Below are 25228 nucleotides of genomic sequence, written 5' to 3' on the forward strand. Positions count from 1 at the left end.
GTTCGCGACGACCCATGGCCGTTACCTCACCGGTGTCGGAGCGCTCGACCGTCGCGGCACTGCTGTTGTTGACGTTCGCCACCGGCCTGGCCGACTCGATCAGTATCTTGGTGCTCGGCCATGTGTTCGTCGCGAACATGACGGGAAACGTTATCTTTCTTGGCTTTTGGTTGGCTCCGAGGACGAGTATCGACCTGACCGCGGTCGTGGTGGCGCTGCCGACCTTCGTCTGCACGACGATTCTCAGTGGCCGCATGGCGCGGCACTTCGCCGAGCGGACGCGGCGGTGGATCACCACCGTATTGGCAACGGAGATCGGCCTTTTGGTGGCGTTGGCGCTCCTGGCCGGCGCGGGGGTGCTGCACTATCACGACAACACCAAGCTGGTCATGATCGGCATGCTGGCGGTCACGTTCGGGCTGCAGCACTCCAGCGCCCGCCAGTTCGGCATTCAGGAACTGTCCACCACGGTACTGACGTCCACGATCGTCAGTCTCGGCCTGGACAGCCGCCTGGCCGGCGGCACGGGCGTCCGTCAGGCACTGCGTCTCGGTGTCGTGTCGACGATGTGCGCCGGCGCCTTCCTGGGTGCGACGATGTCACGATTCGTGGTCGCGCCGGTGTTCGCCGTCACGGCGGCGGTGGTGGTGGCCAGCCTGCTGATCTTCCGCTTCGGCCGGCCTAGTTGAACGCCAGCCAGCTGGGCAGCGCCCGTTCGTGCGAGTCGCAGAGCACCTGCCGGGTGTCGCACGACCCCCGCGGCGAGCCCGCGCCGGCCCACATGCCGCCGGTGTCGCGGCGCAAGACGATGGCCGACGAGCCGCCCCCGTCGAGCAGGACGGCGTTGTCGCTGCCCAGGCCCCGGAAGAGGTCCTGCATATTGTCCGGTGTGTAGCTGCCGCCCTCGAAGACGTACATCTCGTCTTTCTGCCGCGAGTACGCCAAAGCCGTTCGGGCGGCGCTGGGTCCGCCGTCGTGCAGCTGTCCGGTCTGGCCGGGCGCCAGCAGCCCGATCCCCGATACCGCCACAAACCGCTCGTTCCTGTTCAGTAGGTCCTCGACCACCGGAGTAGCGGAGTCGTAGTCGTTCTTGGTCCGCGGCCACACCACATACGGCGCACCGCCGGACGGCAGGATCATCGTCGTCAGCGCGCTCCAGCTTTCACCGCCGCCCGACAGGCCCTGCTTGCCCGGGTAGGCGACGGTGCCGGTGACGGCCTGGTTGGCGCGGCCCTGGCCGTGGGTGTTGTCGACGAAGGCGCCCAGCGGGGAGCTGCAGCCGGTCTGGCGCCACGAACCGGCCTTCTGCCCGCGGACGTCGAAGAAGTTGGCGTTGATCGCGATCGTCGGTTGGCCCATCCGCTGCCACGCCTGCAGCGGCGCATAGAGTTCCGACGCCTGCCAGAGCCCCTCGCCGGTGCGGGCACCGGGATTGTTCTCGCAGCGCGCCTGATCGCCCCGGTGCGTGTCGACCAGCAGGTGGGGCGACAGGCGGCCCGCCGCGTTCTTGATGATCATCAGGTGGCCGCCGTTGTTCATCTCGTACCAGTTGCCGCCGGCGTTGAGCATAGGCGTGGGGTGACCGGGACCGAAGTTATAGACCAGGTAGGAACCCTTGGTGGTATTGATGGCGTTGGCCAGCAGATCGCGGCCGTCGGCGGCGTGCGCCACCGGCTGGCCCGTGCTGCTGGCGAGGGCGACACACGCAACCATGGCGGTGCAGCCGGCTACCAGCCGGCGCAAGCTGGCGCGTCGGGTCAGCACGATCGCCCTTTCCGCCCTGATCTGGATGCAACACAAACATCATCAGTCACATCCGTCACAGTGTCAATCTGGGTAACGGGTGGGTGACGCTCGGGTGGCGTTCGAATTACGTTTGCTCGCTTGAGGTTTCGGCCTCAGTCTCGGTGACGCCCGTGCGCTCGTGCTTGCCGCTTTGGCGGGCCTGGTGCTGGGCCTGGTGTTCCATGGCGATCGCCATCTCGACCGCACCCGGGATCCGGTGGAACCCCCTGCGGTCGTAGAGGTGGGTGACGATCCCGCCCAGCAGCAGTCCGATGACGAGGCCGATCGACGTCATGAGCAGCGCCTGCGAAATGCCGGTGTCCGCGTGTCCCTTGAAGTACAGCAGCGACCGAGTGCCGAGGAAGACCTGGTGCATGGGCTCGAACTCGGCGAGCCAGCGGAAGAAGGGTGGCGTGGCCTCCAGCGGCACCGTGGCGCCGGCCGACGGCAACCCGAGGATCACGAAGATCAGCATGCTGACCAGCAGGCCACCCGTGCCCAGCACCGACAGCAACGAACTGGACGTGATGCCCACCGCCGCGATCGCGAACACCCCGAAGGCCCAGAGCTGCCAGCCGAGGTCGATCGGCATGCCGAGACCGTGGGCGATCGCCAGATAGGCCGCCGAGGTGAGCAGCCCCAGCAGCACCATGATGGCCCACTTGAGCAGCAGGGTCTGGAAGCGCGAGATTCTCACCTGCTCGGCAAAGCGGTACACCGGGCCGAATTCGGCCGGTACGTAACCGAGCAACGCATCAACCAGGGTGCTGACCACGATGCTGCCGGTGAAGCCCGCGAGCAGCAGCAGGAGGGCGTAGTAGAAGGCCGACAGCCCGTTTCCGGTGCCGTTGGGCAGCGGGTTGTGCACGGTCGACTCGATCTCGATCGGCGTGGAGAGGCCCTCTTCGGCGGCCCCGGCGAGCGGGGCGCCGCCGGTCTGCGCCTTGACCTGGGCGAGAAGCCGTTCGCCCACTTCGCCATTGGCCACGCCCATCGCCATGTTCAGGGTCTGGCCGGCGATGCTGGCGCCGAGCGTGCCGGCCCGGGGGTTCGTCGAGATCGTGATCACCGGCCGTTCGGCGGGGCCGGGCAGCACCGCGCTGGCGCCCAGGTCCCGCAGTTTCGACGAGAAGCTCGGCGGTATCAGCACCGAGCCGTACACCTGGCCGGTGTCCAGTTGATGCCTGGCCGCGTCGCGGCGGAGCACGCGGACGTCGAACTTGTTCTTGTCCAGGCCGTTGACCAAGCGGCCGGTCAGCTCCGCGCCGGCCGGCCCCGCGTCCTCGTTCACCACGGCGATCGGGAAGTGCCGCAGGTTGGTCATCGGGTTCAAGATGCCGCCGAGATAAAGCGCGCACAACGCCGACATCAGGGCCAGCGTGATGACCAGCGGCGCGGCCCAAAACCGCACGGTGCGGACCGCTCTGATGTTCCGGTTGGGATTGGGCGCCGCGTGCTGCGGCCGCGATTGAGACATGCCGGCTCCTGTCTGTCACGCCCACTCTATGGGCTTGGCGCCCCCAGCTTTGCGTGCATCTCCCACACCAGCAGCTCCGACGGCTCGCTCGCGGTCACCCGCCCGCCGCTCGCGTGGGTGAACCGGACGGCGTCGCCCTCCTGCAGACCACCGACTCCTGGACAGGTGACCGCGCCCCGCGCGACGAAGAGATGCAGGTAAGGCGCCCGTGGGAGGGGCACGGTGGCACCGGTCCGCAACCGGGTGGCGTGCAGCGCGGCGTTGTGGTTCTGCAAGGTGATGGCCCCGGGCCGGCCGGGGATGCCTGAGGCGATCCTCACAAGGGTGCCGTCCAACACCTGCGCGCCGACCTCGTGCTGTTGATAGCCCGGGGAGATGCCGGCCTCGTCGGGCACCACCCACATCTGCACGAAATGCACTGGCTCCGTGGCCGAATCGTTCTTCTCGGAGTGCAGAATCCCGCTACCCGCCGACATGCGCTGGGCCAGACCCGGATAGATCACGCCGCGATTGCCCATGGAGTCCCGATGCGCCAGTTGACCCTGCAGCACCCAGGTCACAATCTCCATGTCCCGGTGCGGATGCATGTCGAATCCGGTTCCGGGCGCGACGATGTCGTCGTTGTTCACCAGCAGCAACCCGTGGTGGGTGTTGTCCGGGTCGTAGTGATCACCGAACGAGAACGAGTGTCGGGAGGTCAGCCAGGGCGTCGTGGTGACGGCCCGCTCGGCCGCACGCCGAACCTCCACGTGGGCAGCCATCCGCCCAGCCTAATCACCGGGTCAGGCCGCCGTCGCGGCGAGCAGCCCCTGGGCATGCCGGAGCGCGCCGTCGAGCTCGGGCAGGGTCAGCCCGGCGGAACGGCCCAGGTGGATCTCGATCTGGTACTCGGGCTGACCGTCCTGCCCGAAGATCGGAAGCACCACGAATTCTGTTGCAGACAAGGATGTTTCGAGTGAATCGGTGACCGACTGCAGCGTCACCATCGTCATCAGGGTGGTGAGCTGGCGGGTGACCTGGGCCGTCGGCTCCAGCGACGCGAGCACGTCCGCCAGCCGGCTGTGCAGCGACTGATGCGTGTCGTCGAACCGCCAGGCACCGTACCCGCGGGCGCGGATGTCGGCGAGGACGCGTTGGTGTTCCGCGATCTCCGCCCGGGTCAGCCGCGGCAGCACGCGGTGCAGCCAGGCGCGGATGAAATCATCACCGCGCCAGGCCATTGCGACCAGGCCGAACGGCGGGTCGATGGGAAAGCGCTGTCCGACGGCCTGCCCGCCGTCGGTGCCGTGCCCGACCGCGTCCACGGTGGTCAGGTGCCGACCGCCGATCTTCGACATCGAGCAGCCCGCGCCCAGCGTGTCGTGCAGGAAGCGCAGGGCCCCGCGACCCCGGTCCAGCAGCGGGAACTGCACCCGCAGCCCGTGCACCAGTCCGAACAGGCCGCTGCCCAGCACGTAGCGACGATCTTCGCGGCGCGCCACCCAGGCGCGGCCTTCCAGCTCGGCCAGCACCAGGGCGCACGTGGAGGTGCTGATCGCACAGCGCTTCGCCAGCTCGGCCGATGTCAGCCCCCTCGGTGAATCCGCAAGCGCCGCAAGCACGTCCATCACCCGCGCGGTGGGCGGCGATTTGACGGTTGACGTACCGATGTCCACCTCCCTACGATCCGTCCAAAATGTAACTATATATGTCCTAATATTAGGAGAACTGGCGTGATCAACGTGGGGGTGTGGGGGCCTGGCTCCATGGGCGTGATCGCCTTGCGCGGCGTGATCGACCACCCGGAGTTGCAGCTGGTCGACCTCGTCGTACACAGCGACGCCAAGGCGGGCCGCGACGCGGGCGAGCTGTGCGGGATCGCACCGGTCGGGGTGGCGGCCACCCAGGACCCGGCGGCGCTGCTCGCCGGCGACGCCGACGCGGTGGTGTACGCCGCCGGCGCCAACCTGCGGCCGCTGGAGGCGGTGAAGGACATGGTCTCCATCCTTCGGGCGGGCAAGAACGTGTTGTCGTGTTCGGTGGTGCCGCTGGTCTATCCCGACGGCGTCGATGCCGCGTTCACCAACCCCCTGCGGCAGGCGGCGCTCGACGGCGAAGCGTCGTTCCTCACCACCGGTATCGACTCCGGGTTCGCCAATGACGTTCTGCCCCTGGTGCTCACCGGCGTCTCGCGGGCCATCGATTCCGTGCGGGTGACCGAGATGTTCAACTACGCCACGTACCCGGACCGGGCCGCGGTGTACGAGATCCTCGGCTTCGGCCGGCCTCCGGAATACCAAGCGTTCGCGGCGCAACCCGGCGTGTTCACCTTCGGCTGGGGTCCGGTCCTGCATCAGCTCGCCGCCGGCCTGGGCGTCAAGATCGACAACATCGAGGAGAGCAACGAACGCCTGCCCGCCGCCGAGTCCTTCGACACGCCCACCGGCCACATCGCGGCAGGGACGATCGCGGCCATGCGGTCCACGCTGACCGGATACGTCGGCGGCAAGCCAACCTTCGTCCTGGACCACGTGACCCGGATGCGCGACGACATCGCCCCGGACTGGCCGCAGCCGCACATCTCGGTCCCCCCGAAGGACCTCGGCTACGGGCAGGCGTCGGGACGCGGCCTCTACCGGGTGGAGATCGAGGGATCCCCAAGCATGCGTTGCGAATTCGAGATGGCCGAAGACCACGACCACGACCTGGGCGCGCGCATCGCCGGCGCCTCGCGGATGGTCAACGCCATCCCCGCGGTGTGCGCGGCCCCGCCGGGGCTGCTCTCGGCGCTGGATCTGCCGTTGATCACCGGGGCCGGCCTGGTCCGCCCGGTGGCGGGGCCGCCGCCGGACAGCCGGCTGTTCTAGGACCGGTCGCCGGGATACGTCGCGGCGGCCAGCTCGAGAATCTCGGCCCGGTCGGCCGCCAGGATGAAGCCGGATCGGATCGACGCGTCGAGCGCGGCGGTGAAACGTTGCAGGTATTGGCTCATCCCGCCCGGGTACAGCCGGCGCAAGGTGTCGGCGTCGAAGAGCTCGCCGGAACCAAAGAGCGCGGACATGATGCTCTCCTCGCCGCCGAGCCCCGAGGTCCGCGCGACAGGTACGTCCACCCACGGTGTTCTGACGCCGCCGAGGACCAGGCCGTGGTCGTCCAGGATGGGTTGCGGCCCATCGGCATCGCGCACCCGCATGGGCTCCGCTGCGGGCGCGGGGTCCCCCGTGCGCGCCCATGCGTCGAGTGCCGCGAGCGCCGCCTGCGCCACGTAGTGGTGTTGTGGGGCGAAGTTGATGTCGTGCGAAAGGTCTTGGCCCATCAGCGTGTTGGTCGGCGCGTACGCCGCGACGAGGTCCGCGAGCGGTGCCTTCCCGCTGTCGATCGGCGCGACCTGGATGGTGTAGTTGTCGGCGTGCGCGGCCCCGGGGATCTCCCAGACCCGCAACCATGGGTTGTCGGGCTGGCGCGCGAAGTAATAGGCCTCCCGCGCGCCGCCGAAGAGGTCCGTCTCGGTGATGATGGTCAGCAACGGCACCCGCAGGTCCGGGCGGAACGTGACGGCGTGCGGTGCACTCGCCTCGTCGAAGATGGAACTCCCGTCGAGCGGCGCGGCGGGGCCGAATCGTGAATGGACGAAGAAGCCGTCGTACGCCTTCGCCACCGGGTCCACGGCGTTGACATAGGTGGTGAGGAACATGGCCGACTGCGACTCGCCCAGCGCCAGCACTCGTTGGGCCCGCAGATCGCCCAGAACGCCGGTGCCCGCATCGTTTCCGAGCGCCGCGCCGATTTGGGAGAAGATGTCGTAGGAGAAGGCGTCACCCGGGTGGTGCAGCGGCGCATAGCGCGTCGGGTCCTGATTCTTCAACGACATGTCGACGCCGAGCAGGCTCGCACCGCCGTCCACGCCGACCCGCTGTGCGGACACGGCGACGTACGCGTAGCCCGCGCGAACGATCTCCCGGTGCGCCATCATCCAGACCGCGGGGGCGTCGATGCCGCCGCTCACGTTGAGCCATTCGACCAGCGCCGTTCCGTTGAACCGTGCCGGATCCGTGGGGGTCAGGACCGCCATTCTGGTGGTGTAATCCGCGGTGCCGGAAGGGGATACGCTCCACCGCGCGTCCGGCCCCGGCGGCACCGTCGGCGCATACGACGCCGCCGTCCCGGACACGAAGAACTCCTTCGCCAGATAGCCGACGTCGGCGAGGTCGTAAGCGCCCAACAGCAGACGCGGCCGCCCGGGGACGGGGGTGATCTCGGGCGAATTCGTCACAGCGAACCGGGCAGCCCGAACGTCGCGAACAGCTTCTCGTCGAGGAACGCCACCACGTGCGACACCCGGCCGCCGCGCACGTCGAGCACGTGCAACTGGAAGGGCACGTGCACCGCACCGGCACGCATGTACATGGCGGCGCCGGGCTGACCGTTGGCGACCAGCGGCAACAGGCGCATGTCGCCGGCCGACTCGGCCGGGCACTGCTGATGGATGAGGGTGACGATGTCGTGCGCACCCCGGTACCAGCCGGCGTATGGCGGCATCTCCCAGATCGCCTCGGCGGTGAACAACTCCACCAGGCGGTCGATGTCGTAGCTCTCGAAGGCGGCGATGTAGCGGGCCAACAGGTCCTGGGCCTCGGGGGAATCCGGCGCCGCCAACCCGTCAGCGGCGCTGGGTCCCACGGCGTCCAGCTGGGAACGGGCCCGCTGCAGCAGGCTGTTGACGGCCGTCGTGGTGGTGCCGATCGCTTCGGCCACCTCGGCCGCCTTCCACTGCAGCACGTCGCGCAGCAACAACACCGCGCGCTGCCGGGGTGAAAGGTGTTGCAGTGCGGCAACAAACGCCAACCGCACCGACTCGCGCGACCCGACGATGACCGACGGGTCGGCCTGGTCGTTCGTCAGGTCGGGGATCGGCTCCAGCCAGGGCACCTCGCGGCGCTCCTGCAGCTCGGTGGTCGGGTCGGAGCTGGGCGCGCCCAGGCCGGTCGGCAACGGCCGGCGTTGCCGGCCCTCCAGCGCGCTCAGGCAGGTGTTGGTGGCGATGCGATGCAGCCACGTGCGCATCGACGACTTGCCCTCGAACCGGTCGTAGGCCTTCCAGGCCCGCAGCAACGTTTCCTGAACCAGATCCTCCGCGTCGTGCACCGACCCGGTCATCCGATAGCAGTGCGCCAGCAGCTCACGACGGTACGGCTCGGCATGTGCCGAGAAGTCCGAGCCGACCGCCGGGGCGAGTTCGGCGGCGTTTTGCGCAAGCAACCCCACGATGGGAGAGCCTACGACAGTGTCTGGCAGGGCGACCTGCATCGGGAGCCATTACGCTGCCCGTAATGACTAGGACCGTGCAGTGAACCGCGACGAACGGCACTTCGACGGGTTCGGCGGCGTGCGCATCGTTTACGACGTCTGGACACCCGACACGGCGCCGCGGGCGGTCGTCGTGCTGTCGCACGGTCTCGGCGAGTACGCCCGGCGCTACGACCACGTCGCGCAGCGTTTCGGTGCGGCGGGCCTGGTCACCTACGCGCTGGATCATCGCGGCCACGGCCGCTCGGGCGGCAAGCGGGTGCTGGTGCGCGACATCTCCGAGTACACCGCGGACTTCGACAGCCTGGTGCGGATCGCCACCCGGGAGCATCCCGGGCTCAAGTGCGTCGTGCTCGGGCACAGCATGGGCGGCGCCATCGTCTTCGCCTATGGCGTCGAACGGCCCGACAACTACGACCTGATGGTGCTGTCGGGGCCCGCGGTGGCGGCCCAGGATCAGGTGTCGCCGCTGATGGTCCTGGCCGCCCGGGTGCTCGGAGCGCTGGTCCCCGGCCTGCCGGTGCAGGAGCTCGACGTCGACGCCATCTCCCGCGATCCCGCGGTGGTGGCGGCCTACAAGAACGACCCGCTGGTGTACCACGGCAAGGTCCCGGCCGGCATCGGCCGCGCCCTGTTTCAGGTCGGCGAGACCATGCCGCAGCGCGCGCCGGCGCTGACCGCGCCGTTGCTGGTGGTGCACGGCTCCGAGGACCGCCTGATCCCCGTCGCCGGTAGCAGGCGGCTGGTCGAGTGCGTGGGCTCCACCGACGTCGAATTGAAGGTCTATCCCGGGCTCTACCACGAGGTGTTCAACGAACCCGAGCGCGAGCAGGTGCTGGGCGACGTGGTCTCGTGGATCACCGCGCGCCTCTGACGGAAAGTGTCGGATCGCTTGAGTAGTTTGGCGAATATGATCCGCGCCGTCGACGATGCGGTGGGGCACCGCCCGCTTGCGGGGGACGAAGTGATGGAGAGCGTCGCACGTGACTGACGACAAAATGCTGGCCCGCATCGCCGCGTTGCTGCGTCAGGCCGAAGGCACCGACAACCCGCACGAGGCGGACGCCTTCATGAGCGCCGCGCAGCGGCTGGCGACGGCGTCCTCGATCGACCTGGCGGTGGCGCGGTCCCACGCAGCCAGCCGCTCGCCGGCGCAGGCCCCGACCCAGCGCACCATCACCATCGGAAACGCGGGCACCAGGGGCCTGCGCACCTACGTGCAGCTGTTCGTGGTGATCGCCCTGGCCAACGACGTGCGCTGTGATGTGGCGTCGAATTCGACGTTCGTGTACGCCTACGGGTTCGCCGAGGACATCGACGCCACCCACGCGCTCTACGCCAGCCTGGTCGTCCAGATGGTGCGGGCCTCGGACGCCTACCTGGCATCGGGCGCGCACCGGCCGACGCCGACCATCACCGCCCGGCTGAATTTCCAGCTGGCTTTCGGGGCGCGCGTGGGCCAACGGCTGGCGGAAGCCCGCGACGAGGCCCGGCGCGAGGCCACCAAGGACCGCCGCCGGCCGCCGGGCACTGCTATCGCGTTGCGGGACAAGGACGTCGAGCTGCACGACTATTACCGCAGCGCGTCCAAGGCGCGCGGTGCCTATCAGGTCAGCCGGGCGACGGCCGGCTATTCGTCGGCCGCGCGGCGCGCGGGCGATCGCGCCGGCCGGCGGGCGCGGCTGGGAAACAGTCCCGAACTGCCCGGCGCGCGCACCCCGCTGGGCCGGTGAGCCGGGGACCGTCAGCCAAGAGGGACTCCCAGCGGGCCAGGGTTTACGCGGCCGAGGAGTTCGTCCGGACGCTGTTCGACCGTGCCGCCGAGCACGGGTCGCCCGCGGTGGACTTCTTCGGCGCGCAGCTCACGCTGCCGCCGGAGGGACGATTCGGCTCGGTTGCCAGCGCGCAGCGCTATGTTGACGAGGTGCTTGGGTTGCCGGCGGTGCGCCGGCGTTGGCCCGCCGTCCCGCCGCTGCGCGTGCGGCCGCGACGGGCCGCCACCGCGGCCCACTACGAATTTCGCGACGGGGCGGGCGTTATCGCGGTCCCCGACCGCGACACCGCCGACTGGGCGCTGCGCGAGCTGGTGGTGCTCCACGAGGTCGCGCACCACCTGTGCCAGGCCGAGCCGCCGCACGGCCCCGATTTCGTCGCGACGTTCTGTGAGTTGGCCGAGCTGGTGATGGGCCCCGAACTCGGGCACGTGCTGCGCGTCGTGTACGCCAAAGAGGGTGTGCGGTGAATGATCCCGATGCCCGCGCGCGCGAGGTCGAGGCCCAGCTGACCGACGACGAGCGGTTCGCCCTGCTGGTCGGGGTGATGGGCGCCGGCGAGATGTGGCCGGTGCGCGACGGGCGCATTCCGCCCGACGTCCCGATGAGCGCCGGCTACGTCCCCGGGATTCCCCGGCTCGGCGTCCCGGCGTTGCTGATGAGCGACGCCGGCCTCGGCGTGACCAATCCCGGCTACCGCCCGGGCGACACGGCCACCGCGCTGCCCGCCGGGCTCGCCCTGGCCGCCGGCTTCGACCCGGCGCTCGCCCGTGCGGCGGGCGAGGTGATCGGCCGGGAGGCCCGTAGCCGCGGATTCAACGTGCAGCTTGCCGGCGCCATGAACCTCGCGCGCGACCCGCGCAACGGGCGCAACTTCGAATACCTTTCCGAGGACCCGCTTTTGACCGCGGCGATCGCCGCGGAGTCGGTCGAGGGCATCCAGCAACAGCGCGTCATCTCGACGGTCAAGCACTACTCGCTGAACTGCAACGAGACCAATCGGCACTTCCTGGACGCGGTCATCGATCCCGACGCGCATCGCGAATCCGACCTGCTGGCCTTTGAGATCGCCATCGAACGCGCGCGGCCGGGTGCCGTGATGGCCGCCTACAACAAGGTCAACGGGACCTACGCTGCGGCCAACGACGTCCTGATCAACCGGGTGCTGAAAGGCGCCTGGGGATACCGGGGCTGGGTCATGTCCGACTGGGGGGCCACGCCGTCCTGGGAGTGCGCGCTGGGCGGGCTGGACCAAGAGTGCGGGGCGCAAATCGACGCGCTGCTGTGGCAGTCGGAGACATTCGGTGAGCCGCTGCGGGCAGCCCACGCCGACGGCAGGCTGACCGACGAACGCCTGTCCGACATGGTCCGGCGGATCTTGCGATCGGTGTTCGCGGTCGGCATCGACCGGGCCGAAGTCGCGCCCGCACCGGACATGGCCGCGCACAACGAGATCGCGCTGCGGATCGCCCGGCAGGGGATTGTGCTGTTGACCAACCGCGGGCTGCTGCCGCTCGCGCCGCACTCGACCGCCCGGATCGCCGTCATCGGCGGGTATGCACACGTCGGGGTGGCGGCCGGCTACGGATCGAGCGCCGTCGTCCCGCCGGGCGGCTATGCGGCCGTCATACCGATCGGCGGATCGGGGCTGGAGGCCGGCCTGCGCAAGCTGCATCTGCTGCCGTCGAGCCCGCTGGAGGAGCTGCGCAAGCAATTCCCCGGCGCCCACATCGAATTCGATCCCGGCATCCACACCGCCGATGCGGTCCTCACGGCGCGCGCCGCCGACGTCGCGATCGTGTTCGCCGTCCGCGCCGAAGGGGAGGGGTTCGACATCCCGGACCTGTCCCTGCCATCGGGCCAGGACGCGTTGATCACCGCCGTGGCCGCCGCTAACCCCAACACCGTCGTGGTGCTCGAAACCGGAAATCCGGTGAGCATGCCCTGGCTCGACTCGGTGCGGGCCGTTGTGCAGGCCTGGTATCCGGGGCAGGCAGGCGGCCGCGCAATCGCGGAAATCCTTGCCGGACGGGTTAATCCGTCGGGCCGGTTGCCCGTCACCTTTCCAGTCGACCTGAGCCAGACACCGCGCCCGGAGCTGCCTGGACTCGGCGCTGCGTGGGGGGAGCCGAGCGCCATCGACTATGCCGAGGGATCCGACGTCGGCTACCGCTGGTTCGCGGCCACCGGCGCGGCCCCGCTGTTCGCCTTCGGACATGGGTTGTCCTACAGCGACTTTGAGTATCGCGACCTGGAAGTCGCCGGCGGAGACACCGTGGCCGCCAGCTTCAGCGTCGTCAACATCGGTGCCCGCGCGGGGGCCGACGTGCCCCAGCTGTACCTGACGGCGGCGCCGGGCGGCCGGTGCCTGCGGTTGCTGGGATTCGAGCGGGTCGAGCTCGAGCCGGGCGCAACCCGCCGCGTGACCATCGAAGCGGATCCGCGCCTGCTCGCGCGCTTCGACGGCAGCGTGGGGAGCTGGCGCATCACCGCGGGCGGTCACCGGGTGGCGGTGAGCGCGTCGGCAGTCGCGCCGCGGCTGGCGGCGACGGTAGAGCTCGCCGGTCGTGCGTTCGGGCGCTGATCGGGCGCCGCATCGAGCGTGCGGTCACGGACTCGGCTGTGCGCTCAGGGTGGGGTTCCCCGGCGTGTCGCCGCCATGGACGCACACTCGACGCGGGCCTTGGCGCGGAAGAGTTCCGGCCCGGACGGACGACCGGCGCGCGGACTACGTGACCGGGGTCAGCTCGTCGCCGCAGGTGCAGCGGTACGGCTCGCCCGAACCGGAGCAGTGGCAGGGGACCTCGATGCGAACGCGACACCCGCAGCCCTCGTGGCCACAGGTCAGTTCGGTGCCTGCTTCGTAATTTGCCATTTCCTCACCCATCTCTCTGTCGTGGACTCTTACGGCTGTGATCGACCACGCCGTCCAACTATATACCCCCCGTGGGTATCCCGTAAACGGCCGTGATCCGTCCGATATCGATCGGACCGTCGCCGCCGCGGGCCCGCCCCCGCGGCTAGCGTTGATGGCATGACCCAGAAACCAACCCCACAAGACGTCGACGACTTTCTGAACGACACCGTGGTGGGCGACGACCCGGCCCTCAGCGCGGCCCTGCAGGCCAGCGACGCCGCCGGGCTGCCGCAGATCGCCGTGTCGGCCCAGCAGGGCAAGTTTCTGAGCCTGCTCGCCGGCGCCATCGCCGCCCAGCGCGTCCTCGAGATCGGCACGCTGGGCGGCTTCAGCACCGTCTGGCTCGCCCGCGGTGCCGGACCGCGAGGCCGGGTGGTGACGCTGGAATACGAGCCCAGGCACGCCGAGGTCGCCCGGGCCAACCTGGAACGGGCGGGCGTCGCCGACCGGGTGGAAGTGATCGTCGGCGCCGCGCTCGACACGTTGCCCACCGTGGACGACGGCCCCTTCGACCTGGTGTTCATCGACGCCGACAAAGAAAATTACGTCGAATACCTACAGTGGGCGGTCCGGCTGGCCCGCCCCGGCGCACTCATCGTGGCGGACAACGTGATTCGAGAGGGACAGATCCTCGAGCCGCGGCGCAACGCCCAGGCGGAGGCGGTGCGCCAGACAGTGCAGCTGATGGGCGAGCACCCGCGGCTGGACACGGCCGTGATCCAAACCGTCGGCGCCAAGCGCTGGGACGGCTTCGCCCTGGCGCTGGTGCGCTAGCGTCGGTCAGCGGGGGCTGAGGTCGGCGACCGCCCGCGCGGCGGAGGTGAGTTCGCCGATGCGAAGCGCCGTTTCACCGGCATACAGCGCCGCCCGGTCGACCCACGCATCGGGCATCGTGGCGAGCGGTGCCAGTGGCGTGAGCAGTGGACGGGCCGGCGACTGCAGGCGCATCAATGCCCCGGCGTCGAAGTAGCCCAGCGCGGTCAGCGGTCGGCTCGCCGAGTTGATCGCCGACGGCAGGGCCTTGGCCCAGCCGTCGGCACGGCACCAGCGCCGCGTCGCCGCGTTGGGCACGACCCGATGACGCAGCGGCCAGCTCAGGCCGAACAGGTTGGTCTCGATCGTCTTGTCCGCGTTGGCCACTCGCCGCTGGTACTCCCGGTTGGCGTTGGCTTCGTGCGTCATCAGGAAGCGCGTGCCCGCGACGACGCCGCTGGCGCCCGCCGCCAAGGCGGCGCGGGTGTCCGCGCCGGCGGCGACACCGCCGGCGAGGAACACCGGGCGGCGGCCCGCCGCCGCCAGCGCCCGCGGCAGGAACCGTAGCGCCGGCATGGTCCCGACCAGATGGCCCCCCGCCTCGCGTCCCTGAGCGATCAAACCGTCGGCGCCCCAACCGATCGCGGCGCTCGCCTGCGCCGCGGTGCCGACCATCACGAACACGAAGACGCCGGCGTCGCGCAGGTGCCCGACGAGTCCCCGCTTCTCACCGAACGCCAGCACCGCCACGTCGACGCCGGCGGAGACGCAGACCGCGACGTGCGCGCGACGAACGAAGGGCAGCAACAGATTCACCGCGACCGCGCGCCCCGGCGCCCGCTCGCGCACCTCGGCGATGGACGCCCGCAGCTGCCGGGGTGTGGCCAGGCCCAGCGTGCCCAGCCCGCCCGCTTCGGCGACCGCCGCCGCCAGCGCCGCTCCCGCCAGGCCGCCGCCCATGCCGGCCTGGGCCACCGGAACGTCCAGGCGGAGGCGGTCCGCGATGTCCATGTCTTACGACGCTACGCGGGCGGTCAATCCGCGCCCCGCGGCCGGTCCGGACCCAGGTGATTTCGTTGCTGGGACCTAGCGGGCGGGCGTAATCTTGATTGCAGATGGATGGGTGCAGACGGCCCACAGTGCTTGCTACACAACGGGCTTTCTGCATAACAGAAAGGTCACGAAATGAGTACAGTCCATTCATCAATCGATCACCACCCGGATTTGCTGGCCCTGCGCGCGAGCTATGACCGCGCCGCCGAGTCGATGAGTGCGCACGTCACCTTCGGGCTGGCGCTGCTGACCGGCCTGTACGTGGCCGCGTCACCGTGGTTGGTGGGATTCGGCGCGACGGCGTCGCTTGCCACGTCCGACCTGGTCGTCGGGATCGCGGCGGCGTTCTTGGCGTACGGGTTCGCGACGGCGCTCGACCGCGCACACGGCTTGACGTGGACGATGCCGGTCCTCGGCGTGTGGGCCATCGTCTCGCCGTGGGTCCTGCCGGGCTTCGCGCTCACCGCCGGCATGATGTGGTCGAATGTCGTCGCAGGTGCGCTGCTGACAGTGTTGGGCCTCAACGCCACCTACTTCGGCAGGCGCACCCGCGCGGCGGCCGCCCACGCCTAGTGTCCGAATCCGCCTGAGCCAGGCGGCGATCGGGCCTAGCCGCAGACCGCGCCGATCGCCGCCGAGCTCACCAGCTTGACGTACTTGGCCAGTACGCCGGTCTGATAGCGCGCCGGGGGAGGGGTGAAACCCTCTCGGCGCGAATCGAATTCGGCCGGGTCGACCAGCACATCGAGAACCCGGTTCGCGACGTCCAAGCGGATCGGGTCGCCGTCGCGCAGGAACGCGATCGGCCCGGCGTCGACGGCCTCGGGCGCGATGTGGCCCACGCACAGGCCGGTGGTTCCGCCGGAGAAGCGGCCGTCGGTCAGTAGCAACACGTCCTTGCCCAGGCCGGCGCCCTTGATCGCGCCGGTGATGGCCAGCATCTCGCGCATGCCGGGTCCGCCCTTGGGCCCCTCGTAACGGATCACCACCGCATCGCCCGTGGTGATCGTCCCGTCTTCGAGGGCATCCAGCGCGGCCCGCTCGCCGTCGAAAACCCGTGCGGTGCCCTCGAACACGTCGGAGTCGAAACCGGCCGTCTTGACCACCGCGCCCTCTGGCGCCAGCGACCCGCGCAGGATCGTGATGCCCCCGGTCGGATGGATCGGGTTGCTCAGCGCCCGCAGCACCTTGCCGTCGGGGTCGGGCGGGTCGATCGCGGCGAGATTCTCGGCGACGGTCTGGCCGGTCACCGTCAGGCAGTCACCGTTCAGCAGGCCCGCGTCCAGCAGTGCCTTCATCACCACCGGCACACCGCCGATGTGGTCGACGTGGGACATCACGTGCCGGCCGAAGGGCTTGACGTCGGCCAGGTGTGGCACCTTCGACCCGATCCGGCTGAAGTCGTCGAGGGACAGTGCGACCTCGGCCTCGTGGGCGATGGCCAGCAGGTGCAGCACCGCGTTGGTGGAGCCGCCGAACGCCATCACCACCGCGATCGCGTTCTCGAAGGCCTCCTTGGTGAGGATGTCGCGGGCGGTGATGCCGCGCCGCAGCAGTTCGACGACGGCCTGGCCGCTGCGGCGGGCGAACCCGTCGCGGCGGCGGTCGGTCGCCGGCGGCGCCGCGCTGCCCGGCATCGACATGCCCAGCGCCTCGGCGGAACAGGCCATGGTGTTGGCGGTGTACATGCCGCCGCACGCGCCCTCGCCCGGGCAGATCGCCCGCTCGATGGCGTCGACGTCCTCGCGGGGCATCAAGCCGCGGGCGCACGCGCCCACCGCCTCGAACGCGTCGATGATGGTGACCTCGCGTTCGCTGCCGTCGGACAGCTTGGCCACCCCCGGCAGGATCGAACCCGCATAGAGGAACACCGCCGCCAGGTCCAGCCGCGCGGCGGCCATCAGCATTCCGGGCAGGGATTTGTCGCAGCCTGCGAGCAGCACCGAGCCGTCGAGGCGCTCGGCCTGCATGACGGTTTCGACGCTGTCGGCGATCAGTTCGCGGGACGGCAGCGAGAAGTGCATCCCCTCGTGGCCCATCGAGATGCCGTCGGACACCGAGATCGTCCCGAACTCGAGCGGGTACCCGCCGGCCGCGAAGACGCCTTCCTTGACCGCCGTGGCGAGCCGGTCCAGCGACAGGTTGCACGGCGTGATCTCGTTCCACGACGACGCCACCCCGATCTGCGGCTTGGCGAAGTCCTCGTCACCCATGCCGACCGCCCGCAGCATGCCGCGCGCGGCGGCCTTCTCCAGGCCGTCGGTTACGTCCCGGCTGCGGGGTTTGATGTCGGTGAGTCGGGTCGCATCGGGTGTGGTGGCCATCCTGCAAGTATGCGTGAACTGGCCGGACGGCCAATGTGCGGGTCATACCCTGGCGGGGTATAAAGTGGATTCGTGACGCCGGCACGGCCACGCGCGGCGGGCATGGATGGGCAGGGGTGAAGGACGGATGACGAACGCGCACGGATATTCGCAGCAGAAGGACAACTACGCCAAGCGGCTGCGGCGCATCGAGGGCCAGGTGCGCGGCATCGCGCGGATGATCGAGGAAGACAAGTACTGCATCGACGTCCTCACCCAGATCAGCGCCGTCAACAGCGCGCTGCGCTCGGTCGCGCTGAATTTGCTCGACGAACACCTGAACCACTGCGTCACCCGGGCCGTGGCCGAGGGCGGCGACGACGCGGACCAGAAGCTCGCCGAGGCCTCTGCCGCCATCGCGCGCCTCGTTCGTTCCTGATTGGTGACCGAGTTGAGACCCGGCTTGCGGCCCTGACAAGGGGGGAGCCGTAGTTGCGGTCCGTACGGTAAGGCAGTGTGATCGCATTAGGCGCGACAACCCAAGAATTGGGTAGCCCGGCCGACACCGACGCCATGACTGCCGAAACCAATGCTGCCGCGCGAACGTGGACCCCGCGGATCGCGGCTCAGCTCGTTGTGCTGGCCGCCGCGGCGTTCACCTATGTCACGGCCGAGATCCTGCCCGTCGGCGCGCTGCCGGCCATCGCCCGCAACCTGCACGTCAGCCTGGTGCTGGTGGGCACGCTGCTGTCGTGGTACGCGCTGGTGGCGGCCCTGACCACGATTCCGCTGGTGCGCTGGACCGCGCACCTGCCGCGCCGGCGGGTGCTGATCGCCAGCCTGACCTGCCTCACCGTCTCGCAGCTGATCTCCGCGCTGGCGCCCACCTTCGCGGTGCTGGCCGCCGGCCGGGTGCTGTGCGCGATCACCCACGGCCTGCTGTGGTCGGTGATCGCCCCGATCGCGACCCGGTTGGTGCCGCCGAGTCACGCCGGCCGCGCGACGATGTCGATCTATGTCGGAACCAGCCTGGCGCTGGTCGTGGGGAGCCCGCTGACCGCGGCCATGAGTCTGATGTGGGGCTGGCGCCTGGCGGTGGTGTGCGTGACCGTGGCGGCCGCCATCGTCACGGTCGCCGCCCGGGTGATGTTGCCGGAGATGGTGCTCAGCGAGGACCAGCTCAAGTGCGTGGGTCCGCGGTCCCGCCACCACCGCAACCGCCGGCTGATCGTCGTCAGCGTCATCACCATGATCGGCGTGACCGGGCATTTCGTCTCCTACACCTACATCGTGGAGATCATCCGCGAAGTCGTCGGCGTCCGCGGGCCCAACCTGGCGTGGGTGCTGGCGGCCTACGGCGCGGCGGGCGTGCTGGCCGTCGGCCTGGTGGCGCGGCCGCTCGACCGCAGGCCCAAGGGCGCCATCATCGGTTGCATGGTCGGTTTGACGTCGGCGTTCGTGGTGCTGACCGCGCTGGCGCTGGGCGGCCGGCCGGCCGCGGCGGCGGCGCTGATCGGGACGGCCGCGATCGTGCTCTGGGGGGCCATGGCCACCGCCGTGTCGCCGATGATGCAGTCCGCGGCGATGCGCAGCGGGGCCGACGACCCCGACGGCGCGTCGGGGCTGTACGTCACCGCGTTTCAGGTGGGCATCATGGCGGGTGCGCTGGCGGGCGGCCTGCTGTACGAACGCAGCGTGGTGTTCATGCTGGCCGCATCGGCCGGCTTGATGGCGTTGGCGCTGGTCGGCACGGCGGCGAATCGTCATGCTTTCGACGTTGCGGCGACAAGCTCACGCGATTCATAGCTGGGCAGCTCAACGGCGCAAATGCGTGCGTGACGGGCCCTCGCGTGGTGGCGAATTTGTTAGCTGGCGTGCGCCCTATGCCACACTGTGTCAGGTACTCGAGTGTGGAGGGATGCATATGTCGGGCTGGACGCGAGGGCGGTTTTCGGCCGCCCTGAACGCAGCCGGATTGGCTTCTGTCATGGGCCTGGCGCTGGTGTTGAGTGCGGCCCCGGCGCTGGCGGACCCGGACCCGGCCCCTGGCGACCCCGGTGTCGTGGCGGCGCCGCCCGGCCCGCCCGCACCGCCGCCCGACCCGTTCGCGCCGCCCCCTCCGCCCGCCCAGCCTGCGCCACCGCCGCCACCGTGGATGCCCCAGGTGGCGCAACCGGCCGCGGCCTCGGCCGATGGGCAGAACCCCACCCCGTTCACCGGCACGGCGCCGTTCGGGCCGCCCTCGTTCGTACCGAAAACCGGTTCAACCGTCGGGGTGGGCCAGCCGATCATCATCAACTTCCCCGGAACGGTGGACGACGCCGGCGCGGCGATCAACGCCGTGCACGTCTCGTCGGTGCCGCCGGTGCCGGGCAAGTTCTACTGGATGACCCCGACTCAGCTGCGCTGGCGCCCCTTGAGCTTCTGGCCCGCGCACACCGCGGTGACCGTCGACGCCGGGGGCACCGTGACCAACTTCTTCACCGGCGACACGCTGATCGCGACGGCTGACGACGCCACCCATCAGCTGACCATCACCCGCAACGGCACCGTGGAGAAGACGTTCCCGATGTCGATGGGCATGACGTCGGGCAACCACCAGACCCCCAACGGCACCTATTACGTGCAGGACAAGAAGGCGTCGGTGGTGATGGACTCCTCGACTTACGGGGTGCCGGTCAACTCGACCTACGGCTACAAGGTGACGGTGGAGGACGCGGTCCGCTTCGACAACGTCGGCGACTACGTGCACAGCGCGCCGTGGTCGGTGGACGACCAGGGCAAGCGCGACGTCAGCCACGGCTGCATCAACATCAGCCCCACCAACGCCAAGTGGTTCTTCGACAACTTCGGCCCGGGCGATCCCATCGTCGTGAAGAACTCCAGCGGCGGCAATTACAAGAAGAACGACGGCTCCGCCGACTGGATGAACTAGCCTCCTGCGCCGGGCAGGTCCCGCTTGCGGGGGGACTGTTCGCCCGAGGGGTTTTGCGGGGCCGGCAATTATGTATAGCATCATACATAAGCTGACGGCCTGAGGAGCGGCGATGCGCAGTCCACGCGAGCGGATGGTGATCTCCGCCGCGCTGTTGATCAGGGAGCGGGGCGCGCACGCCACCGCGATCTCCGACGTTTTGCAGCACAGCGGCGCGCCGCGCGGATCCGCCTATCACTACTTCCCGGGCGGCCGCACCCAATTGTTGTGTGAGGCGGTCGAATACGCCGGAGAGCATGTCGCCGCGATCATCGCCGAGGCCGGGAGCGGCGCCCAGCTGATGGACACCCTCATCGACAAGTACCGACAACAGTTACTCGACACGGACTTCCGCGCGGGGTGCCCGGTCGTGGCGGTGTCGGTGGAGGCCGGCGAGGACGAGGGCGAGCGCATGGCGCCGGTCGTCGAGCGCGCGGCGTCGGTGTTCGACCGCTGGACCGATTTGATCGCGCAGCGTTTCATCGCCGACGGGATTTTGCGCGAGCGCGCCGCCGACCTGGCGGTGCTGGCCACCACCGCGCTCGAGGGCGCGATCGTGCTGGCGCGGGTGCGCCGCGACCTCACCCCCCTCGACGTCGTGCACCGGCAGCTACGCGAACTGCTGTCGGCCGAGGCGACCAGAAAGGACGTCCCGCAATGACCGGTGAATGGAAGTCCACGGCATGCATCCTGTGCGAATGCAACTGCGGCATCGTCGTCCAAGTCGAAGGTCGGCGGCTGGCGCACATCCGGGGCGACAAGGCGCACCCGGCATCCAAGGGCTATACCTGCAACAAGGCGCTGCGGCTGGACCACTACCAGAACAGCGGCGCCCGGTTGACCTCCCCGCTGCGCCGCCGCGCCGACGGCAGCTTCGAGGAGATCGACTGGGACACCGCGATCGTCGAGATCGCCGAGGGGTTCAAGCACATCCGGGACGCCTACGGCGGCGACAAGGTCTTCTACTACGGCGGCGGCGGGCAGGGCAATCACCTGGGTGGGGCCTACAGCGGGGCCTTCCTCAAAGCCCTCGGTTCGCGTTACCGGTCAAATGCGTTGGCGCAGGAGAAGACCGGTGAGGCCTGGATCGACGGGCAGCTCTACGGCGGCCACACCCGGGGCGAATTCGAGCACGCCGAGGTGGCGGTGTTCGTCGGGAAGAACCCGTGGATGTCGCAGAGCTTTCCCCGTGCCCGGGTGGTGCTCAACGAGATCGCCAAGGACCCGAACCGGTCGATGATCGTCATCGATCCCGTCGTCACCGATACCGCCAAGATGTCCGACTTCCACCTGCGGGTGCGGCCCGGCACCGACGCGTGGTGCCTGGCCGCACTTGCGGCCGTCCTGGTGCAGGAAAACCTTTGCGAAGAAACGTTTCTCACGCAGCATGTCCGCGGCGCCGACGCGATCCGTGCCGCGCTGCGGGACGTCCCGGTGGCCGAGTACGCGCAACGGTGCGGGGTGGACGAGGAGCTGATGCGTGCCGCGGCGCGGCGGATCGGCGCCGCGGCCAGCGCCGCGGTGTTCGAAGACCTCGGGGTGCAGCAGGCGCCCAACAGCACGCTCTGCTCCTACCTGAACAAGCTGCTGTGGATCCTCACCGGCAACTTCGCGAAAAAGGGCGGCCAGCACCTGCATTCGTCGTTCGGGCCGCTGTTCGGCCAGTTCTCCGGGCGCACGCCGGTGACCGGCGCGCCGATCATCGCCGGGTTGGTGCCCAGCAACGTGGTGCCCGAGGAGATTCTGACCGACCACCCGGACCGCTTCCGGGCGATGATCGTGGAAAGCAGCAATCCCGCCCACTCGCTGGCCAACTCGGCGGCGTGCCGCGAGGCCTTCGGAGCGCTGGAACTGATGGTGGTCATCGACGTCGCGATGACCGAGACCGCCCGGCTCGCGCACTACGTGTTGCCGGCCGCCTCCCAGTTCGAGAAGCCGGAAGCCACGTTCTTCAATCTCGAATTCCCGCACAACGCCTTTCAGCTACGCCGGCCGCTGCTCGAGCCGCTGCCCGGCACCCTGCCCGAACCGGAGATCTGGGCGCGGCTGGTGCGGGCCCTCGGTGTGGTGGACGACGCGGACCTGCGGCCGCTGTCCGAGGCGGCCCGGCGCGGCCGGCAGGCCTACACCGAAGCCTTCCTGGCCGCGACCGCAACCAACCCGACCCTGGCCAAGGTGCTGCCCTACGTCCTGTACGAGACGCTCGGGCCGACGCTGCCGGAGGGTATGCGCGGCGCGGCCGCCCTGTGGGGCCTCGCCCAGAAGGCCGCGCTGACCTATCCCGAGGCCGTGCGCCGCGCCGGTCATGCCGACGGCAACGCGTTGTTCGACGCTATCCTCGACACCCCGTCCGGGGTGACGTTCACCGTCCACGACTACGAGGACGATTTCGCGCTGATCGGCCACCCCGATCACAAGATCGCGCTGGAAATCCCGGAGATGCTCGACGAATTGGCGGCGCTGAACGCCGGCCCGCCGCGGCTGACCACCCCGGAATTCCCGGTCGTGCTCTCGGTGGGCGAGCGCCGCGCCTACACCGCCAACGACATCTTCCGCGACCCGTCGTGGCGCAAACGTGACGCGGACGGGGCGCTGCGCGTCAGCGTCGAGGACGCACAAGCTCTCGGCCTCGTCGACGGATGCCGGGCCCGCGTCAGCACCGCGGCCGGCAGCGCCGAGGCCACCGTCGAGATCGCCGAGACCATGATGGCCGGACACGCGGCCCTGCCCAACGGTTTCGGGCTGGACTACGTCGACGGCGACGGGCACACGGTGGTTGCCGGTGTCGCCCCGAACGCGCTCACCTCGACCGGGTGGCGCGACCCCTACGCCGGCACGCCGTGGCACAAGCACGTGCCCGCGCGCATCGAGCCGGTGCCCGTCAGTTCCAGATCTTGACCCGGTGCTGCGGGGCTAGAAACAGCGCATCCTCCGCGGCTACGCCGAACGCTTCGTAGAAGGCGTCCATGTTGCGGACGACGCCGTTGCAGCGGAACTCCGGCGGGGAGTGCGGATCGGTGGCCAGCCGCCGGATGGCTTCGGCCTGACGGGATTTGGTGCGCCACACCTGGGCCCAGCCGTAGAACACGCGCTGCACGCCGGTGAGGCCGTCGATGACGGGCGCCGGCTTGCCGTTCAGCGACAGCTGGTAGGCCAGCAGGGCGATCGACAACCCGCCCAGGTCGCCGATGTTCTCCCCGACGGTGAAGGCGCCGTTGACGTGGTAGCTCGCGTCGAGTGCCCGGGGCGTGTACGCGCCGTACTGCTCGATGAGTGCCTTGGTGCGGGCGTCGAATTCGGTGCGGTCGGCGTCGGTCCACCAGTCCACCAGGTTGCCGTCGCCGTCGTACTTGGCGCCCTGGTCGTCGAAGCCGTGGCCGATCTCGTGCCCGATCACCGCGCCTATCCCGCCGTAGTTGGCGGCGTCGTCGGCCCCCGCGTCGAAGAACGGCGGCTGCAAAATCGCTGCGGGAAAGACGATTTCGTTCATCCCCGGGTTGTAGTAGGCGTTGACCGTCTGGGGCGTCATGAACCACTCGTCCTTGTCGACGGGGCCGCCCAGCTTGGCCATTTCGCGGTCGTGGTTGACCGTGTAACCGCGGCGGAAGTTGCCGTACAGGTCGAAGCGGTCGATCACCAGCGTGGAGTAGTCACGCCACTTCACCGGGTAGCCGACCTTGGCGACGAACTTGTCCAGCTTCGCCAGCGCGCGCTGCCGGGTCTGCGGCGTCATCCAGTCCAGCTCGTTGATGGACAGGCGGTAGGCCGCCTTCAGGTTGTCCACCAGCGCGTCGATGTGGGCCTTGGCGTCCGGTGGGAAATGCCGCTGCACGTAAAGCTTTCCGACGGCGTCGCCCATCAGGTTCTCCACCAGCGACACCGCCCGCTTCCAGCGGTCGCGGATCTGCTCGGCCCCGGTGAGCAGGCGGCCGTAGAAGTCGAAGTCCGCGGTGACCAGCTCGTCGGTCAGCCAGGATGCGCGAGCGCGGATCAGCCGCCAACGGGCCCAATCCTTCCAATCCGCCAGGTCACCGCCGGCCCACAGGGCGGCGAACGCGGTGAGGTAATCGGGTTGGCGCACAATGACTTCCGCTAGGTCGCGCGGTGTGCCGCCCAGCGCGTGGGCCCAACCGGCCCAGTCGAAGCCCCTGCCCTCCGTCTGCAGATCCGCGAAGGTGCGCAGGTTGTAGCTGAGGTCGGCGTCCCGTCGCTTGACCACGTCCCAGTGCGCGGCCGCCAGCTTGCCCTCCAACGCGACGATGCGGGCCGCGGTCTCGGCGTGCGCTTCCGGGGACCCGCCGTGCACCAGGGCGAACATCCGCGCGATGTGCCCGGGATAGGCCGCCAGCACCTCCGCGTGCTGCTCGTCGCGGAAGTAGGACTCGTCGGGCAGCCCGATGCCGGACTGGGTGAAGTGCACCAGGTAACGGGCCGAGTTCTTGGCGTCGGTGTCGATATACATCGCGACCCCGCCGCCCACCCCGGTGCGCTGCAGCGCGCCCACCACCGCCGCCAACGCGTCCGCATCGGCGGCGGCGTCGATGGTGGCCAGCTCGTCGAGCAGTGGCTGCAGGCCGCGGCCCTCGATCGCCGCCTCGTCGAGGAAGCTGGCGTACAAATCGCCGATGCGTTGCTCGTCGCTGCCCGGCGCGGCGCCGGCCTCGCTGGCCTCGATGATCAGATCGCGCACCTGTTCTTCGGCCCGGTCGAACAGGTGACGGAACGCGCCGTCGGTCGCCCGGTCGGCCGGTATGTCGTATTCGGCCAGCCAGCGGCCGTTGACGTGACCGAATAGATCGTCTTGGGGGCGGATGTCGGCGTCGACGTAGCTCAGGTCGATGCCGGAGCGAGAGGCCTCTACAGTCACCCCGCCATCCTTCCATCTTTCCCGAATGCGACGATCGGGCC

At 69.5% G+C, this 25228-nt stretch carries 22 protein-coding genes and 1 pseudogene; 13 read left to right on the forward strand and 10 right to left on the reverse strand.

Annotated elements, in window-relative coordinates:
* The first annotated feature begins 14 nt into the window (after window positions 1-14).
* Complete coding sequence (locus tag G6N51_RS20375; RefSeq protein ID WP_083175699.1) at window positions 15-689, forward strand: YoaK family protein; 675 nt, start codon at window positions 15-17, stop codon at window positions 687-689.
* Here the strand turns inward: G6N51_RS20375 and G6N51_RS20380 are convergent.
* The 4 genes from G6N51_RS20380 to G6N51_RS20395 form a co-directional block, all read right to left on the reverse strand.
* Window positions 682-1791, reverse strand: coding sequence for a phosphodiester glycosidase family protein (locus G6N51_RS20380; RefSeq protein WP_142275240.1), 1110 nt, complete (start codon window positions 1789-1791; stop codon window positions 682-684). The genes G6N51_RS20375 and G6N51_RS20380 overlap by 8 nt on opposite strands.
* Window positions 1792-1870: 79 nt before the next feature.
* Window positions 1871-3262: a YhgE/Pip domain-containing protein gene (locus G6N51_RS20385; protein ID WP_083175701.1), complete on the reverse strand. Its 1392-nt coding sequence runs from the start codon at window positions 3260-3262 to the stop codon at window positions 1871-1873.
* 26 nt (window positions 3263-3288) lie between these two features.
* Window positions 3289-4023 (reverse strand): pirin family protein, encoded by a 735-nt coding sequence (locus tag G6N51_RS20390; RefSeq protein ID WP_083175703.1) that lies wholly within the window; start codon window positions 4021-4023, stop codon window positions 3289-3291.
* Between the two features lie 21 nt (window positions 4024-4044).
* A complete protein-coding gene (locus G6N51_RS20395) occupies window positions 4045-4869 on the reverse strand; it encodes a MarR family transcriptional regulator (protein WP_083175732.1) in 825 nt (274 codons plus the stop codon).
* A gap of 105 nt (window positions 4870-4974) precedes the next feature.
* Here G6N51_RS20395 and G6N51_RS20400 point away from each other — a divergent pair, with 105 nt between their 5' ends.
* Window positions 4975-6108, forward strand: coding sequence for an NAD(P)H-dependent amine dehydrogenase family protein (locus tag G6N51_RS20400; protein ID WP_083175705.1), 1134 nt, complete (start codon window positions 4975-4977; stop codon window positions 6106-6108).
* On the opposite strand, the gene G6N51_RS20405 is transcribed toward G6N51_RS20400, so the two are convergent.
* The gene (locus G6N51_RS20405) at window positions 6105-7514 is read right to left on the reverse strand and encodes an alpha/beta hydrolase domain-containing protein (protein ID WP_083175707.1); all 1410 of its coding nucleotides are present in this window, start codon (window positions 7512-7514) and stop codon (window positions 6105-6107) included. The genes G6N51_RS20400 and G6N51_RS20405 overlap by 4 nt on opposite strands.
* Window positions 7511-8635 (reverse strand): annotated as a pseudogene (locus G6N51_RS20410) (sigma-70 family RNA polymerase sigma factor). Before G6N51_RS20410 ends, G6N51_RS20405 begins: the two are co-directional and overlap by 4 nt.
* Here G6N51_RS20410 and G6N51_RS20415 point away from each other — a divergent pair.
* From G6N51_RS20415 to G6N51_RS20430, 4 genes are all read left to right on the forward strand, one after another.
* Window positions 8628-9422, forward strand: coding sequence for an alpha/beta hydrolase (locus tag G6N51_RS20415; RefSeq protein ID WP_372510209.1), 795 nt, complete (start codon window positions 8628-8630; stop codon window positions 9420-9422). The pseudogene G6N51_RS20410 and the gene G6N51_RS20415 sit on opposite strands and share 8 nt — an antisense overlap.
* 109 nt (window positions 9423-9531) lie before the next feature.
* Window positions 9532-10281 (forward strand): DUF2786 domain-containing protein, encoded by a 750-nt coding sequence (locus G6N51_RS20420; RefSeq protein WP_083175715.1) that lies wholly within the window; start codon window positions 9532-9534, stop codon window positions 10279-10281.
* The gene (locus G6N51_RS20425) at window positions 10278-10790 is read left to right on the forward strand and encodes a TIGR04338 family metallohydrolase (RefSeq protein WP_083175717.1); all 513 of its coding nucleotides are present in this window, start codon (window positions 10278-10280) and stop codon (window positions 10788-10790) included. Before G6N51_RS20420 ends, G6N51_RS20425 begins: the two co-directional genes overlap by 4 nt.
* Window positions 10787-12904, forward strand: a complete 2118-nt coding sequence (locus G6N51_RS20430) for a glycoside hydrolase family 3 protein (RefSeq protein WP_174814332.1) — start codon at window positions 10787-10789, stop codon at window positions 12902-12904. Before G6N51_RS20425 ends, G6N51_RS20430 begins: the two co-directional genes overlap by 4 nt.
* A gap of 144 nt (window positions 12905-13048) precedes the next feature.
* On the opposite strand, the gene mymT is transcribed toward G6N51_RS20430, so the two are convergent.
* Window positions 13049-13207: a copper-binding metallothionein MymT gene (mymT, locus tag G6N51_RS20435; protein WP_269475044.1), complete on the reverse strand. Its 159-nt coding sequence runs from the start codon at window positions 13205-13207 to the stop codon at window positions 13049-13051.
* A gap of 147 nt (window positions 13208-13354) precedes the next feature.
* Here mymT and G6N51_RS20440 point away from each other — a divergent pair, with 147 nt between their 5' ends.
* On the forward strand, window positions 13355-14011 hold the full coding sequence (locus tag G6N51_RS20440; protein WP_083175719.1) for an O-methyltransferase: 657 nt from the start codon (window positions 13355-13357) through the stop codon (window positions 14009-14011).
* A gap of 6 nt (window positions 14012-14017) precedes the next feature.
* Here the strand turns inward: G6N51_RS20440 and G6N51_RS20445 are convergent, their stop codons facing one another.
* The gene (locus G6N51_RS20445; RefSeq protein WP_083175721.1) at window positions 14018-15001 is read right to left on the reverse strand and encodes a nitronate monooxygenase; all 984 of its coding nucleotides are present in this window, start codon (window positions 14999-15001) and stop codon (window positions 14018-14020) included.
* A gap of 174 nt (window positions 15002-15175) precedes the next feature.
* Between G6N51_RS20445 and G6N51_RS20450 the strand changes: the two genes are divergently transcribed.
* Window positions 15176-15616, forward strand: coding sequence for an SPW repeat protein (locus G6N51_RS20450; protein WP_083175724.1), 441 nt, complete (start codon window positions 15176-15178; stop codon window positions 15614-15616).
* A 35-nt stretch (window positions 15617-15651) separates the two neighbouring features.
* On the opposite strand, the gene ilvD is transcribed toward G6N51_RS20450, so the two are convergent.
* Complete coding sequence (ilvD, locus tag G6N51_RS20455) at window positions 15652-17367, reverse strand: dihydroxy-acid dehydratase (RefSeq protein WP_083175726.1); 1716 nt, start codon at window positions 17365-17367, stop codon at window positions 15652-15654.
* Window positions 17368-17494: 127 nt separating this feature from the next.
* On the opposite strand from ilvD, the gene ricR reads away from it, so the two are divergent.
* The 5 genes from ricR to G6N51_RS20480 all read left to right on the forward strand — a co-directional run bounded on the left by ricR (window position 17495) and on the right by G6N51_RS20480 (window position 23218).
* The gene (gene ricR / locus G6N51_RS20460) at window positions 17495-17785 is read left to right on the forward strand and encodes a copper-sensing transcriptional repressor RicR (RefSeq protein WP_007167284.1); all 291 of its coding nucleotides are present in this window, start codon (window positions 17495-17497) and stop codon (window positions 17783-17785) included.
* Window positions 17786-17919: 134 nt separating this feature from the next.
* The gene (locus tag G6N51_RS20465) at window positions 17920-19152 is read left to right on the forward strand and encodes an MFS transporter (RefSeq protein ID WP_083175739.1); all 1233 of its coding nucleotides are present in this window, start codon (window positions 17920-17922) and stop codon (window positions 19150-19152) included.
* A gap of 118 nt (window positions 19153-19270) precedes the next feature.
* A complete protein-coding gene (locus G6N51_RS20470; protein WP_163750769.1) occupies window positions 19271-20281 on the forward strand; it encodes a L,D-transpeptidase in 1011 nt (336 codons plus the stop codon).
* Between the two features lie 112 nt (window positions 20282-20393).
* Window positions 20394-20981: a TetR/AcrR family transcriptional regulator gene (locus G6N51_RS20475; protein ID WP_083176448.1), complete on the forward strand. Its 588-nt coding sequence runs from the start codon at window positions 20394-20396 to the stop codon at window positions 20979-20981.
* Window positions 20978-23218 (forward strand): molybdopterin-dependent oxidoreductase, encoded by a 2241-nt coding sequence (locus G6N51_RS20480; protein WP_083176450.1) that lies wholly within the window; start codon window positions 20978-20980, stop codon window positions 23216-23218. Before G6N51_RS20475 ends, G6N51_RS20480 begins: the two co-directional genes overlap by 4 nt.
* Here G6N51_RS20480 and G6N51_RS20485 read toward each other — a convergent pair.
* Window positions 23202-25187, reverse strand: a complete 1986-nt coding sequence (locus G6N51_RS20485) for a M13 family metallopeptidase (RefSeq protein WP_083176452.1) — start codon at window positions 25185-25187, stop codon at window positions 23202-23204. The genes G6N51_RS20480 and G6N51_RS20485 overlap by 17 nt on opposite strands.
* Window positions 25188-25228 lie beyond the last annotated feature (41 nt).

The sequence above is a fragment of the Mycobacterium paraseoulense genome (genome assembly GCF_010731655.1).
Classification (GTDB): Bacteria; Actinomycetota; Actinomycetes; order Mycobacteriales; family Mycobacteriaceae; genus Mycobacterium; species Mycobacterium paraseoulense.